Origin of the sequence: Haloferax sp. Q22, from assembly GCF_001482285.1 — an archaeon.
GTDB lineage: Archaea > Halobacteriota > Halobacteria > Halobacteriales > Haloferacaceae > Haloferax.
In genome coordinates, this window is record NZ_LOEP01000033.1 from 165,710 (window position 1) to 178,524 (window position 12,815).

The 12,815-nt window shown below is 68.2% G+C and carries 16 protein-coding genes; 1 reads left to right on the forward strand and 15 read right to left on the reverse strand.

Annotation, left to right across the window (positions count from 1 at the left end):
- Positions 1–5: 5 nt before the first annotated feature.
- Both trmB and AM590_RS16170 read right to left on the reverse strand, forming a co-directional pair.
- Positions 6–1,067, reverse strand: coding sequence for an HTH-type sugar sensing transcriptional regulator TrmB (gene trmB / locus AM590_RS16165; RefSeq protein ID WP_004974690.1), 1,062 nt, complete (start codon positions 1,065–1,067; stop codon positions 6–8).
- Between the two features lie 129 nt (positions 1,068–1,196).
- Complete coding sequence (locus AM590_RS16170) at positions 1,197–1,937, reverse strand: proteasome assembly chaperone family protein (protein WP_058828353.1); 741 nt, start codon at positions 1,935–1,937, stop codon at positions 1,197–1,199.
- A 93-nt stretch (positions 1,938–2,030) separates the two neighbouring features.
- Here AM590_RS16170 and AM590_RS16175 point away from each other — a divergent pair, with 93 nt between their 5' ends.
- The gene (locus AM590_RS16175) at positions 2,031–3,215 is read left to right on the forward strand and encodes a mechanosensitive ion channel family protein (RefSeq protein WP_058828354.1); all 1,185 of its coding nucleotides are present in this window, start codon (positions 2,031–2,033) and stop codon (positions 3,213–3,215) included.
- Between the two features lie 79 nt (positions 3,216–3,294).
- On the opposite strand, the gene AM590_RS16180 is transcribed toward AM590_RS16175, so the two are convergent.
- The 13 genes from AM590_RS16180 to AM590_RS16240 all read right to left on the reverse strand — a co-directional run bounded on the left by AM590_RS16180 (position 3,295) and on the right by AM590_RS16240 (position 12,739).
- Positions 3,295–3,702 (reverse strand): universal stress protein, encoded by a 408-nt coding sequence (locus AM590_RS16180; RefSeq protein WP_004974696.1) that lies wholly within the window; start codon positions 3,700–3,702, stop codon positions 3,295–3,297.
- A 91-nt stretch (positions 3,703–3,793) separates the two neighbouring features.
- The gene (locus AM590_RS16185) at positions 3,794–5,173 is read right to left on the reverse strand and encodes a bifunctional UDP-sugar hydrolase/5'-nucleotidase (protein WP_058828355.1); all 1,380 of its coding nucleotides are present in this window, start codon (positions 5,171–5,173) and stop codon (positions 3,794–3,796) included.
- Between the two features lie 118 nt (positions 5,174–5,291).
- Entirely contained in the window at positions 5,292–5,504 is a 213-nt protein-coding gene (locus tag AM590_RS16190; protein ID WP_004969446.1) for a dodecin, read from the reverse strand.
- A gap of 119 nt (positions 5,505–5,623) precedes the next feature.
- The gene (locus AM590_RS16195; protein ID WP_058828356.1) at positions 5,624–6,433 is read right to left on the reverse strand and encodes a winged helix-turn-helix domain-containing protein; all 810 of its coding nucleotides are present in this window, start codon (positions 6,431–6,433) and stop codon (positions 5,624–5,626) included.
- Positions 6,434–6,533: 100 nt separating this feature from the next.
- The gene (locus AM590_RS16200; protein WP_058828357.1) at positions 6,534–7,193 is read right to left on the reverse strand and encodes a hypothetical protein; all 660 of its coding nucleotides are present in this window, start codon (positions 7,191–7,193) and stop codon (positions 6,534–6,536) included.
- Positions 7,190–7,903: a hypothetical protein gene (locus tag AM590_RS16205; RefSeq protein WP_058828358.1), complete on the reverse strand. Its 714-nt coding sequence runs from the start codon at positions 7,901–7,903 to the stop codon at positions 7,190–7,192. The genes AM590_RS16200 and AM590_RS16205 overlap by 4 nt, the downstream gene beginning before the upstream one ends.
- A 56-nt stretch (positions 7,904–7,959) precedes the next feature.
- Positions 7,960–8,304 carry a hypothetical protein gene (locus tag AM590_RS16210; protein WP_004974708.1) on the reverse strand — a complete coding sequence of 115 codons (345 nt, stop codon included), beginning with the start codon at positions 8,302–8,304 and terminating at the stop codon, positions 7,960–7,962.
- Positions 8,305–8,391: 87 nt separating this feature from the next.
- A complete protein-coding gene (locus tag AM590_RS16215) occupies positions 8,392–8,640 on the reverse strand; it encodes a DUF5816 domain-containing protein (protein ID WP_004042840.1) in 249 nt (82 codons plus the stop codon).
- Positions 8,641–8,679: 39 nt separating this feature from the next.
- Positions 8,680–9,045 (reverse strand): iron-sulfur cluster assembly accessory protein, encoded by a 366-nt coding sequence (locus AM590_RS16220; RefSeq protein ID WP_058828359.1) that lies wholly within the window; start codon positions 9,043–9,045, stop codon positions 8,680–8,682.
- Between the two features lie 120 nt (positions 9,046–9,165).
- The gene (gene hisD, locus AM590_RS16225; protein ID WP_172795826.1) at positions 9,166–10,446 is read right to left on the reverse strand and encodes a histidinol dehydrogenase; all 1,281 of its coding nucleotides are present in this window, start codon (positions 10,444–10,446) and stop codon (positions 9,166–9,168) included.
- Positions 10,447–10,535: 89 nt separating this feature from the next.
- The gene (locus AM590_RS16230; protein WP_058828361.1) at positions 10,536–11,132 is read right to left on the reverse strand and encodes a hypothetical protein; all 597 of its coding nucleotides are present in this window, start codon (positions 11,130–11,132) and stop codon (positions 10,536–10,538) included.
- A 70-nt stretch (positions 11,133–11,202) separates the two neighbouring features.
- A complete protein-coding gene (locus tag AM590_RS16235; RefSeq protein ID WP_058828362.1) occupies positions 11,203–11,475 on the reverse strand; it encodes a hypothetical protein in 273 nt (90 codons plus the stop codon).
- Positions 11,476–11,602: 127 nt separating this feature from the next.
- Positions 11,603–12,739, reverse strand: coding sequence for an alanine--glyoxylate aminotransferase family protein (locus AM590_RS16240; RefSeq protein ID WP_172795827.1), 1,137 nt, complete (start codon positions 12,737–12,739; stop codon positions 11,603–11,605).
- Positions 12,740–12,815: the final 76 nt, after the last annotated feature.

Genomic DNA, 12,815 nt, shown 5'->3' on the forward strand with positions numbered 1-12,815 from the left:
CGGCTTCAGACGATTTCGTCGCGGTTCGGAACCTCGTCGCGGCCGAGCAGAATCTCCTGTCCTTCCACGTCTTCGAGCGCGGCGACCAGTCCGCCGACCTCGACGACGCCCTCCTCGGTCTCGATGTGGAGCGACGCGACCTCCTCCGTGTCCTCGAAGGCCGTCTCGATGACGCGCCCTTCGACCACGATGGGGTCGCCCGTCTCGATGTCGCGGCCGGAGACGGAGGCGTAGAAGTCGCCTTCTATCTCGCGGATATCCTTGACGGCCCGACGGATAGAGGCGTAGCGGCGTGGGAACGGCCGGCGCTTGCCGTTGGCGACGATAGTCTCGGCGGTGCTCCAGAGGACGGTCCCGAAGAAGCCGCTCACGAGGAAGCCGAGCGCGGAGCGGTTGAAGATGACGCCGTAGCGGTCGCGGTCATCGCGGAGGGCGTCTTGGGTCGCGTAGATGGAGTACTCGCCGTCGGCGACTGCGAGGACGGGCGAGGTGATGCCGCGGCGGGCGCGGGCGATGGTCGCCACGTCGAGGTAGTTGAACTCGTCCGGGTCGGGCGCGCGGGAGGCCGGCGTCACGAGCAGGTCGATGCTGACGCCGCTGTCGATGGCCGCCGCGAGGTCGTCGCGGAAGCGACGAAGCAGGTCGGGCGTCAACGAGAGCACGAGTTCGTACTCCGCGGCCTCGATAATCTCCTCGATGTAGCGGAGGATGGTCGACCGCGACTTGACGAGCGAGACGGCCTCGGTGTCGCGGGCGGGGGCGGTGTAGCGCGCCTCCAGTTCCTCGATGAGCTCCTCAAGCGAGGTCTTGACGTTCGCGAAAGCGTCGTCGGGGTCGACCGCGACGATTTTCATCGGGCGCGACTCGCGGAGTTCGACGAGGCCGCGGTCCGACAGGCTCCGGACCGTGTCGTACACCCGCGGCTGGGGGATGCTGGTTCGGTCGGCGATTTCGCTCGCCGTCAACTGTCCGTGTTCGAGGACGGCCAGATACGCGTCTATCTCGTACTCGCCGAGGTTGAAGCGCTCACCGACTCGCTCCATGGTGAGCCGCAGTTCGTCAGCCATAGTCGTGACGTGTACGGCATCACCTAAATCATTTACTGAAATCCGAGTAGCACGAAATTCCGAAAACAAGTGGCACAAGCCGTAGCAGGGCTGCCGTCGAGTGTCGCGGGTCGGCGGGCGGGTTGGAGCTCACATGTACATTCGGTCCTCGGGGAGCTCCGCCTCGCTGTCGCGGAGTCGCTCGGCGAGCTCGGCGTAGTACTGCTGGACCTCGGCCGCGAACGACTCCAGCGGCGAGGAGTCGACGCCGAGGTCGTACACGTCGTTGGCGGCGTCGACGAGGCGGATGGCCGCCTCCACGTCGGGGACCTGCGCGTGGACGGGCGTGACGTAGACGCCGACGCCGAGGGGCGACCCGATACCGCGCTCGACGAGCGCCGCGTTGGTGCCGTCGAAGAAGCCCCGACCCATCGGGGGGATGTCGCTGTCGGCGAGTCGCGCCTCGCGGTAGTCGTCGGTGGCGATGTAGAACACGCGGTGTTCGTCCGGGCCGTGGGCCATCGGAATCCCCGAGAGGACGGCGAGTTCCTCGACTTGATTGCGCTCTGTCCACTCAAGGATGGCGTTGCCGAACTGGGTGCCGTGGACTGCCGGGACGAACAGTTCGCCGACGAGGACGGTCACGTCGAGGTCCTCGCGGGAGAACAGTCGGGTGTGGTGTCGGGGCCGCCCGTCCTCGAAGGGGGTCACCGCCGGGAGGCCTTCGACGGTGAGGTGGCCGGTCTGTTCGAGGTCGAGGTGGTCGACGATGAAGTCGACGGCCGTGAGTCCGGCGAGTCCGAACGACGAAAAGCCACAGAGGAGTGCTCGGCTGGGCGGCGTCTCGTGGGTGATGCGGAAGTCGGGGCGGGCGCTCGTCGCGTTGACCATGCAGATACTGCGACGCCCCGACACTTAGCCGTTCACCGCGACCGAACCCTCGGAGTAACAACCCTTTTTTCGCCGCTCTTCGTTGCGGTTTCCATGCACGGAGTCGAGGGGGTTGCCGACGCGTCGGGCGCGGTCGGCGGGACGCTGACGGCGGGGAGCCACGTCGCGGTCGCTCCGCTCCAGTCGACGGCGGTCGAACCGCCGGCGTTCGTGCCGGACTACTTCCTGTTTCCGGGGTGGCGAATCGTCGTCGCCCTCGTCATCGTCACCCTGTCGGTCGCGCTGTCGAAGTACGCTGTCCGTCTGATCGGTCGGCCGGTCGCCCGGCAGTTCCGCCGCCAGAGCGTCGCCCAGACCATCCTGCGAATCGTTCGTCTCGCCATCGTCCTCGTCGGCGTCGGCGTCGGGGCGAACGTCCTCGGCCTCGAACTCGGCGACATCGTCCTCTCGGTGACGGTGTTCTCGGCGGTGCTCGGTATCGTCCTCGCGCCCATCGTCGGGAGCATCATCAACGGGGTGTTCGTCCTCTCGGACCAGCCGTTCGAAATCGGCGACATGATAGAACTCGACGACGGCACGAAGGGCTTCATCGACGAGATAACGCTGAGCTACACGAAGATATTCACCCTCGACAACACCTTTCTCGTGATGTCGAACTCGAACATCCGCGACCGCGACGTCATCAACTACTCCGCGGAAGACGAGCGGACCCGCCTGTCGCTCGACGTGCTCGTCACCTACGAGTCCGACATCGACGCCGCCCGCGACCTCGTCGAGCGGGCCGCCCGCGACTGCGACGCGGTGGTCGAAGGCGGGCCGGACATCCGCATCGGCAGTGCCCGCTACCCGGCGAAACCGACCGCCTACATCAACTCCTACGCCGACAACGGCGTCCTCCTGCGCCTCCGCTACTGGGCGCTGAAACCGTACAAAATCGGTCGCATCCAGTCGGAGGTCCAGACGCGCCTCTGGACGCTCGTCGAGGAGTCCGAGGCCACCGTCGAGTTCGCCTACCCGCACACCCACCTCGTCTTCGACGAGACCAGCGGGAGCCTGCACGTCACCAACGACGAGGGCGCAAACCGACGTCACGCCACCGCGTCGCCGGCACCGGGAGCGCCCACCCAACCGGTCTCTGACGGCGAGGGCCCCGAACCCCCGGCTGACTCGGGCGACGCGGCCGACGCGACCGACGCCCCGAACTCGACGAACGCGGAGTCGGCGGCCGCCGAGACGGCGGACCCAGAATCGACGGACGCCGCCGGCGGCGACGACTGACCGGAGAACGGCGAAAACAGTCGGAGCTGGGAACCGCATCGAAACCGGGAAAACGAATCCGAACCCGAGAGCCGCCGGCTCAGTCGTCCGCGCGGACGGTGATGACCGTGCAGTCGAGCTTTTCGCGGAGGAACACGTCGATGTCGGGGTCGTCGAGGAACCGCCGGAGCATCCGCCGCCAGCGGCTCGCCTGTTTCGACCCGATGACGACGATGTCGGCCTCCTCGGCGGCGACCTCTTCGAGAATCGTCTCCTCGACGAGGAAGCCTCGGCGGACCACGTAGCGCGCGCGGACGAGCGGGCCGAACTCGGCTTCGACCGCCCGTTTGAGTTCGGTCCGCGTCACGCCGCGGTTCGACTGGTAGAGGTCGACGTGGAGGACCGTCAGTTCGGCGTCGCGCTCGCGTGCGACGCGGACGGCCTCTTCGAGCGTCGCCCGGGAGTGCTTCGAGAGGGGGTACCGAACCGGGACCACGACCCGTGTCATACTCCGAAGCCACTCGCTGGGTGTGCGTGAACCTTTCCCTCTCGGACGCGTTCGCCGGCGGCTGCCTCTCCGTCTCGGCCCCGCCCCACGCTCAGTCGTCGGCGCGGGTGGCCGACCGGCGCTCGATGCGCCCTTCGATTGCGGCGTCAAAGCCGACCTCGCGGGCGTAGCGCGCCAGCGCGTCGTGTTGAATCTCGAACTCACCGACGCGGTGAGCCTGCGTGATGGCCGGGAACTCCTGCGTGCTGTGGAGCAGGTAGTCGCTCGTGGCGACGGTGTAGCGCGCCTCGGGGTCGATTGGCTCGCCGCCGACGAACGCCTCGACGACCTCGTCGCGGTCGTCGTCCCAGACGATGCGCGCGCCGCTGACGTGGGCGTGCCACCAGTCCGGTTCCCCGAATCCCATCTCGGCCCCGCGGGCGGCCCCGAACGCCGCCAATAGCTCCGTGCCAGTCACCTCGGCGACGACGAGGTGCTCCTCGAATGGGACGAGACTCACGAGGTCGGCGTGGGTCACGTCGGGACCGATGGGCGGACCGGAGCGGATGCCGCCGCTGTTCTGCAGCCCCACGTCCGCGCCGGTCGCCCAGCGGTAGGCGTCGGCGATGGCGTTGCCGACGCGGCACTCGCCAGCCGCGACGGTCTCCTCGGCGCGGTCCATCGGGCGGTCGATTCGACAGAGCACCTCGTCGAGACCGGCGGCGGCGACCCGACCCGCCAGCGCCGCGACCAGCCCCTCGTCGGCCCGGTACTCGGCGGTCCGGTGGCGGACCGTCTCGATTCGGTCGGCGGTGACGCGGACCTCCCAGACGACGTGGCCGTTCGCGCCGGGGCGGACGATCGGTACGCCGTCGACCACGTCGTCGCGCTCGGCGTGGACGTGGCCCCCGAGGACGAGGTCCACGTCGCACCGGGCGACGAGTTCGTCGTCGCCGCTCCCGAGGTGTGAGAGCGCGACGACGAGGTCCGCGCCGTCGTCTCTGAGCGCGGCGGCCGCGTCGGCGGCGGCCGCGTAGGGGTCGGAGAAGCCGACGTCGGCCGCTTCCGGGTTGATAGTGCCGGTCGCGGGGTCGGTGACGCCGAAGAAGCCGAGGGTCAGCCCGTCCACCTCGCGGGTCGTTCGCGGGACGGTTCCCTCGTCGGCGGCGAACCGGCCGCCGTCCTCGCCGTGGACGTTGCTCGTGACCCACGTCGGCCGACTCGCGGCGACGAGTTCGCGGGTCCGGCTCGGCCCGTAGTCGAAGTCGTGGTTGCCGAACGTTTCGAGGTCGGCGTCCACGGCGTCGTAGAAGTCGAGCGCCTGTCCGCCGCGCTCGACGAGCGAGAGGACGCCCGGCGCGGTGTTGTCGCCGGTGCCGACCACGAGCGTGTCGTCGCCGTCGAGGGCGCTGACGCAGCCCGCGAGGCGGCCGGCGCGTTCGGTGTCGTCGAAGACGTTCTCGATGTCGGAGTAGTGGAGGAGCCGAGGCATTCGCTTCTCGAATGTGGCGATGCGGGTGGATAAGAAGCCGTCGGGACGGCCCGCGGGCGGGCGAGACGGCGCGGAACCGGCGCGGCCGTCATCGCCTCGGCGCGGGTGAGCGTCGTCTCTACTCGCCGTCTTTCCCTTCGAGTTCGAACGCGACTTCGACCTCGGCTTGGTACTCCCGGGTCTCGACGGACGCGAGTTCGACGCCGAGTTCCTTTACCTCGACCCAGTGGACGCCCGCGAGCGTCTCCTCGGCGCGGTTAATCGCGTCGTCGACGGCGGCGTCGAAACTCTCTGCACTCCGACCGACAAGGGTGATTTTCTTGAACACCATCTCGTCGGACCCTTCGTCTTACTATCACAAATAATCGTCCCCGACTCGGCGGCGAGGCGGGTGGGAAAAAGGAGGTGAACGGGACGGACGGAGCGATCCGCGGCGCGTCGTCGCGGGACTCACTCGTCGGGACGGTACGAACGAGCGGTCTCGGCGCGCGCCGCGACGAGCCGCCGGCCCCACGCCACGGCCGATGGTTCGTAGCTCACGACCAGTGCCTCCGGGCCGCCCATGTGGTCGTAGACGACGACCGTGACCGAAGCCGTCGTCGGGCGGTCCATGACCACGACGCCGAACCCCGGTTCGTCCTCGACCGCGGAGACGCGGACGCCGGCGTCGACGATGGCGTCGAGGCCGTCGGGGTAGCGCTTCGAAAGCCAGTCGAGGGACTCCGCCGAGAGGACGAGCGTGGCGCTGTCGCCGAGCCGCGCGAGCTGTTCGCGTGCTTCGGGCCAGATGCTGAACAGGAACGGGCCGTTGAATCCGGTGAGTGTCGTCACCTCGCTGATATCGAAATCGAGCGGGGCCCGCTGTTCCATCTCCGAAAGGTTGCTGGTGCAGACGACCGCGTTGCGGAACAGCGAGGGCGGCGGACTGACCGACTCGGGAAGGCGGTCGAGTAGTGGGACCGCGTCGAGCACGTTCGCCATCGATCGGAGCGCCTCGTCGTGTGTCTCCAAAGCGACGCGACCCGCGCTCGTGGCGACGAAGCCGCCGTTCGATCGCTCGACGAGTCCGAGCCGGACGAGGCGCTCGACGCCGCGGTCGACGGTGGACCGAGAGACCGAGAGCGCGCGGACGAGGTCGGCCTTCGAAAGCGGCTCCGACGAGAGCGCCTGGAGGAGTCGACGGCGGCGGCCGACCGCCTCGAACGCGTCGGCCGCGTCTCCGCCCTCGTCTTCGTCCTCGTCACCAATCCAACTCGACATCGGTATGAACGTCTCAGGGCGTACACAAATGTATATCGGGACTCCGGATATTCACCCGTATCCGGGAGGGACCGGGCGAACCTACGACCGTGCCGACGTGTCAACGAGGTGTTGATTCGAGCCGTTTCTGCAACGCGCCGACTACGTCGGAGAGGTGTGCAGTCCCCCAGATAGCGACGATAATCCCACCGACGGCGTCGAACACGAGGTCGAGGAGCGTGTCGTCGAGGCCGTACTGCGTCAGCACCGACCCGGTACCTGCGAGCGCGGCGACCCCCGAGATAGCGAACTCGATGACCTCCCAGAAGACCCCGAACGCGAGGACGAAAAGCAGGATGAACACGAACATGAACCGCGGCGGCAGGTAGATGTCCGCCGTGTGCTCGTCGACCGCGCGGACGGTCGCGTAGCCGGCGGCCGCGACGACCGACGACGACAGCGCGTGCGTGAGGTGGTCCCACCACCAGACGCCCGCGTAGAAACTGGTCTCCGAACCGGGGAGGCCGACCGTGCCGAGCGCGTGGAGAAACGCCGCCGAGGATATCCAGAGCGTCAGCCCGGCGTCCATCGGGATGCGGTAGTCACGTTCGAGTAGCGCCGGGAGGTAGGTCACCCCGAGCCCGACGAGCGCGTTGACGACGATGCCGAGGTTCCCGCGGTCGAGGCCGATGAAGACGAGCCCGACGAGGACGACCTGCATCGCCCGCGAGAGCTGGCGCTGGCGTCGCGCGTCGATGTGGAGGTGCGAGCGAATCCTCACGACGACTCACCGTCCTCCGTCGCGGAGTAGTCGTCCGTCTCCGCCGGATTCACGTCCTCGGCGACATCCGCCACCTCCTCCGGGAGCCGCTTGCGCGACCCCGCCCGGCGGCGGAAGTAGTACTCGAACAGCAACCCAGCTGCGAGGCCGGCGACGGTGGCGGCGACGAAGTCCCACATCAGCCCGGTCTCGATGACCTCGTCGGGGCGGCCGTTCAACAGCAGGCGCGTGCCGAGGTAGAGGTCCGAGAGCCACTGGACGACTGCCCAGACGCCCGCGGCGGCCATCGTGGCGATGACGACGAAGAAGACGGCGAACGAGTGGTTCATCCGGACTGGCGTGAACACGTCGAGTTCGACGGCGACGATGAGCGCGATGGCGGCCACCGCGAGATACGTCGAGACGCGGCCGGTAAAGGTCACGCCGCCGATGGTCTGGCCTCGAACGAGGACGCGAGCGACGAGCGGGAGCGACGCGAGCGCGACGACCTCCCACGGGAGCATCGCTCGCGGCTCGCGGAAGGCGACGGCCGGAACGACGGTGACCGCGGCGACGACGGCCGCGAAGCCGCCCCAGACGAGGTCGCCGCCGGTGACGACGCTCCCGATGGCGACGGCGACGAGGAACCCCACGAACAGCCACGCAAGTACCGCGTTGAGCCGTCTACTCCGGACGAATTGCGCCAGCTCCGTCTGTGCGGCCTGCGACATGCTCGTCCGTTAGCGACGGGCTGAGAAAACGTTTGGGCGAAGACGCCCTGTTTCGATTACGTGTTCGTCCCGTGAACGACCTCGTAGTCGTTCCCACCACCGTTCGACACGCCGATGATTGCCCACTCGTATGGAAGGTCGATACCGCGAAGCCGCTCTCGAAGCGCGCTGATGTGGTCGTCCCACGTCACGAAGCAGCGGAACCGATACGGTGTCTCGGTTCCGCCGTCTGCGAGCACCGGACGGCATTCGGTCGCTTCGCGCGAACTCAGTGCGGTCACGTGGACCGTACGCCACTTGCGTTCGGCCAGCATATCGGTTCCGTCGCCCGAGACGGAGTAGCCGAGCCGACCGAATATCGACCGAGCCTCCTGAACGGGAGGCATCGAAGCCTGGGCCATGCACGTCTACGTACACCCGCACCCCTGATAAAGATTGCCACGGTATGGCATACCAATAGTTGACGAACGGTCGCGCCGGGCGCTCGACTACTCGTGAGCGGCGTCCCACTCCTCGGGCTTTCTGACGTTTCCACAGTTGTTGCACTCGATGCGGGCCATCGTGTCCATCGCGGTGTCGAACGAGTCGCAGTTACCGCAGAGGTATCCCCAGCGGTTCTCGGCGTCCTCGGTCGAGTACACGACGTAGAACGGTCCCTTCGAGCCTCGCTCTGGCTCGTCGGTAGCGACGAAGACGGTCTTGCCGCTCGATACGGTCTGGGTCTGGAGTTCGGCCATGCCACCGATTGGCGCGGGGGTGGCTTAAGAAATTGGTCCCTACGTCCGGAACGACTCGCCGCACCCGCAACTGCTCTCGGCGTTCGGGTTATCGACGTGGAAGCCCGCGCCCTGCAGGCCGCCCTCGAAGTCGAGGGTGGCGCCGCCGATGTAGTTCATGCTCGCGGGGTCGACGAACACGCGGAGGCCGTGCTGTTCGACGACCGTGTCGTCGTCTTCCGGTTCGTTGTCGAAGCGCATCCCGTAGGACAGCCCGGCGCAACCGCCCTGCTGGACGAATAACCGGAGGCCCGCCACGTCGGTGTCCATTGACTCTCCTTCGAGGAGGGAGACGGCTTCGTCCGCGGCCGCGGGCGTGACCGCAACCGCCACATCGCCGCCGCCACTCGCGGATTCCGTGCTCATACGCCCCACTATACTGTGGGAACGGTTAACTGTGGCGCAGGCGGAACCCGGTGCCGCCCCGGTAGGATGCGACTACCGGGTGCAAGTCGGCGGAAAACGAGTCGAACGAGTCGCGTTCGCTTACTCTTCGAACCGCTCGCGGACGCTCTGAGCGTGCGCGTCGAGCCCTTCGGCCTCGGCGAGCGTCGTAATCGTCTCCGAAAGCTCCGACAGCCCCTCGCGGTCGAGGCGCTGGACTGTCGTCGAGCGGAGGAAGTGGTCGACAGAGAGCCCGCCCTGCCGCTTTGCGCCCCCACCGGTCGGGAGGACGTGGTTCGTCCCGGAAGCGTAGTCACCGGCCGCGACGGGCGTGTACGGGCCGAGGAAGACGCTCCCCGCGGAGTCGATGCGGTCCAACAGCGCCTCGTCGTCGTCGGCCTGAATGGTCAGGTGCTCGGCGGCGTACTCTTCGGCGAATAACACCGCCTCGGACATCGACCGCGCGAGGAGGACGCCCGACGCGTCGCTTTCGAGCGCGGCCTCGATAGTCTCCGTCCGCTCGCGCTCGCCCGCCTGTCGTTCGACCTCCGCGACGACTTCTGCGGCGAGGTCGGCGTCGTCGGTGACGGCGACGACCGACGCGTTCGGGTCGTGTTCGGCCTGCGCGACGAGGTCGGCGGCGACGAACCGCGCCTCGGCGGTCTCGTCGGCGACGACGAGCACCTCGGAGGGGCCGGCGAGGAAGTCGATGTCCACGTCGCCGCGGACCTCAGCCTTCGCCGCCGTGACCCACTTGTTGCCCGGCCCGACGACCTTCTGGACGGCCTTCACCGTCTCCGTGCCGTAGGCGAGCGCGGCGATGCCCTGTGCCCCGCCGACCGAGTAGACCGCGTCCGCGCCCGCGACGTGCATCGCGGCGAGCGTGACGGGGTTCATCGGCTCGGCGGGCGGCGTGGCGACCGCGACGTGTTCGACGCCGGCGACCTTCGCGGGGATGACGCCCATCAGGACGCTCGACGGGTAGGCGGCGGTGCCGCCGGGGGCGTAGACGCCGACCCGGTCGAGCGGGCGGTAGCGACGCCCGAGTTCGCGGGTGCCGGCGTCGCCGAACCCCTCGCGCCAGTCCTCGGGGACCTGCTTCCCGTGGAACTCGCGGATGTTCGCCGCGGCAGCCTCGATGGCCTCGCGCACGTCGTCGTCGATTTCGTCGTAGGCGCGCTCGGCGGCGTCGGTCACGTCGATGTTGCCGACCTGGACGCCGTCGAACTCCGTTGAGAACTCACGGACCGCCACGTCGCCCTCTCGGCGGACGCGCTCGACGATGTCGCGCACGTCGGAGCGGACCTCCTCGACCCCGGCGTCCCGCTCGAAGAAGGCGCGGCGGGCGTCGGTGCCGAGGTCGGCCAGTTCGCGAACCTCGATGTTCATACCCCGGCTTTGCGGCCGGCGCGAAAAGACGTTGCGGAAGCGGTGGAGCGGCGCTCGCATCCCGCGCCGCAGATTCGTGGAATCTACGCCACGTCGCGCTGTTCCGTGTAGGTCAGCGTTCGGTCGTCGGTCTCGATGGTCGTCTGGACCGTAATCCAGCCGTCGGCCTGCCGGACCGCGAACGCCTCGGAGTACGACAGTTTGACGCGCTTCGTCGTCGTGTACGACTCGCCGGCCGCGAGGTCGCCGACCGCTTGGGACCCGCGCCAGACCTCATCGTCCGGGTCGGTGCTGTTGCCGACGAAGATGCGACTGTAGACGGTGACGCCGGAACTGTCGGCGTCCTGTTGGTTGGTTATCGTGCTCGTCACGTCGCGGCACGTCTGACCGCACTTCTCGATGTTGTCGACGACGACGCCGAACGGCGGCACCGATTCGCTCTCGGTCGCGTCGCCGTCGTCGCTGCTGTCTCCGCTGTCGCTGCTACTGCTGTCGCTGCTGTCGCTCCCGCCGCTGTCACCGCGGTCGTCGTCGGGCGGTGCGGTCGTCTGCGTGGGGAACGCTTCGTCGGACTCGGCAGAGTCGTCCGAGAACGGTCCGACACCGGTCACGAACGCGGCCGAGATGCCGGCCGTGAGGAGGACCAGAACTGTCGCGGCGACGAGGAGTGTGCGTCTCATATGAAATGGAAAGTCGGGTTTGACGGGTGTCGTTTAGCGCAGTTGTCGGCTACCGACGGGTCGCACTTAGTTACGCACCCGAAAAGTCGTTGGCGCGGTCGCTTAGCGTGTCCCCAAGCGACCCGTCGAGGGCCCCGTTCAGGAAGTCGCTAACGAGGTCGTGAATATCCGAGACGAACTCCGGAACCGGGCCGGGGAGTTCGCCGGGCGGCCCCTGTTGGCCGGCCTCGGACGCGGGGGACGAGTCGCGTGCGTTGTCGCTCGGTGCAGCGGCGGCGACACCCGCAGTCACGACGAGGACGGCGAGCGCGATGCCGGCGAGGGTGAGTCTACGTCGGTTCATGGTGAATCGCTTCGGTCGCCACTCACGGAGCGACGCTCATGAATACGGGACACCGTGGTGGGCGTTTTGCGTCGGTTTCGCCGAATTTCGCCGCGGTTCGCGTCGAATTACCGCCGGTTAGGGGCCGCTACTGACCCAACTGCTCGCGCATGGCGGCGAACCCGGCTTCGGGGTCCACGTCCGCGCCCTGCGCCTCCAGCGCCTCGCCGAGGGCGGTCAGGAGGAACGACACGTTCTCCGGCCGCGCCGAGTGGCCCATACAGCCGACGCGGAAGATGTCGCCCGCGAGCGCGCCGAGGCCGCCGGCGATTTCGAGGTCGTAGTGTTCGAGGACGTAGTCGATGGCCGCGCCGGCGTCCACGCCGTCGGGGACGAGCACCGCGTTGAGGCTCGGCAGCCAGTACTCGTCTTCGGGGTTGAGGCCGAGGCCCATCGCCTCGACGCCGGCTTTCAGCGCGCCCGCGACCCGGCGGTGGCGCGCCCACCGCTCTTCGATGCCCTCCTCGGCGACCAGACGGAGCGCCTCGCGGATGGCGTAGACGTTGGTGATGGGCGCGGTGTGGTGGTACGAGCGGTCGTCGCCCCAGTAGCCCTCCAGCAGCGACAGGTCGAGGTACCACGAGCGGGGCGGCTCCTCCCGCGAGAGCACCTTGTCCATCGCGCGGTCGTTGAGCGTGAGCGGGCTCGCACCCGGCGGACACGACAGGCACTTCTGCGGGCCGGAGTAGGCCACGTCGATGCCCCAGTCGTCGACTTCGAGTTCGACCCCGCCGAGCGAAGTGACGGTGTCGGCGACGACGAGCGCGTCGTGGTCGTGGGCGATGCTCGTCAGTTCGGGGACGCCCGGTTGTTTCACACCGGTCGAGGTCTCGGCGTGGACGAACCCGAACACGTCCGGCTGGTGCTCGTCGAAGGCGTCCTGTACGTCCGCGGGGTCGAGCGGCTCGCCCCACGGCGCGTCCACGTGGACGACCTCGCCGCCGGCGCGCTCGGCCATCGACTCCATGCGCCCGCCGAAGTAGCCGTTCGTCGGGACGAGCATCGTGTCACCCGGTTCGACGAGGTTGCCGATGGCGGCCTCCATCGACGCCGACCCGGTCCCCGAGACCGGAATCGTCCACTTGTTGTCGGTGCGGAACGTGTAACGCATGAGTTCCTGCACCTCGTTCATGATGTCGATAAACGACGGGTCGAGGTGACCGACGAGCGGCGTGGACATCGCGCGGAGGACGCGCGGATGGACGTCGCTTGGGCCGGGGCCCATCAGCGTGCGATTCGGCGGGGTGAGTTCGCCGACATCGGGTGCATCGGACATGGTCTGCCTTCACCTGCCACGCAAA

Bases quoted from the DNA above. Each gene is read 5' to 3' on its own strand.
- trmB (WP_004974690.1), bottom strand. From the start codon at position 1,067: ATGGCTGACGAACTGCGGCTCACCATGGAGCGAGTCGGTGAGCGCTTC.
- AM590_RS16170 (WP_058828353.1), bottom strand. From the start codon at position 1,937: ATGGTCAACGCGACGAGCGCCCGCCCCGACTTCCGCATCACCCACGAG.
- AM590_RS16175 (WP_058828354.1), top strand. From the start codon at position 2,031: ATGCACGGAGTCGAGGGGGTTGCCGACGCGTCGGGCGCGGTCGGCGGG.
- AM590_RS16180 (WP_004974696.1), bottom strand. From the start codon at position 3,702: ATGACACGGGTCGTGGTCCCGGTTCGGTACCCCCTCTCGAAGCACTCC.
- AM590_RS16185 (WP_058828355.1), bottom strand. From the start codon at position 5,173: ATGCCTCGGCTCCTCCACTACTCCGACATCGAGAACGTCTTCGACGAC.
- AM590_RS16190 (WP_004969446.1), bottom strand. From the start codon at position 5,504: ATGGTGTTCAAGAAAATCACCCTTGTCGGTCGGAGTGCAGAGAGTTTC.
- AM590_RS16195 (WP_058828356.1), bottom strand. From the start codon at position 6,433: ATGTCGAGTTGGATTGGTGACGAGGACGAAGACGAGGGCGGAGACGCG.
- AM590_RS16205 (WP_058828358.1), bottom strand. From the start codon at position 7,903: ATGTCGCAGGCCGCACAGACGGAGCTGGCGCAATTCGTCCGGAGTAGA.
- AM590_RS16210 (WP_004974708.1), bottom strand. From the start codon at position 8,304: ATGGCCCAGGCTTCGATGCCTCCCGTTCAGGAGGCTCGGTCGATATTC.
- AM590_RS16215 (WP_004042840.1), bottom strand. From the start codon at position 8,640: ATGGCCGAACTCCAGACCCAGACCGTATCGAGCGGCAAGACCGTCTTC.
- AM590_RS16220 (WP_058828359.1), bottom strand. From the start codon at position 9,045: ATGAGCACGGAATCCGCGAGTGGCGGCGGCGATGTGGCGGTTGCGGTC.
- AM590_RS16230 (WP_058828361.1), bottom strand. From the start codon at position 11,132: ATGAGACGCACACTCCTCGTCGCCGCGACAGTTCTGGTCCTCCTCACG.
- AM590_RS16235 (WP_058828362.1), bottom strand. From the start codon at position 11,475: ATGAACCGACGTAGACTCACCCTCGCCGGCATCGCGCTCGCCGTCCTC.
- AM590_RS16240 (WP_172795827.1), bottom strand. From the start codon at position 12,739: ATGGGCCCCGGCCCAAGCGACGTCCATCCGCGCGTCCTCCGCGCGATG.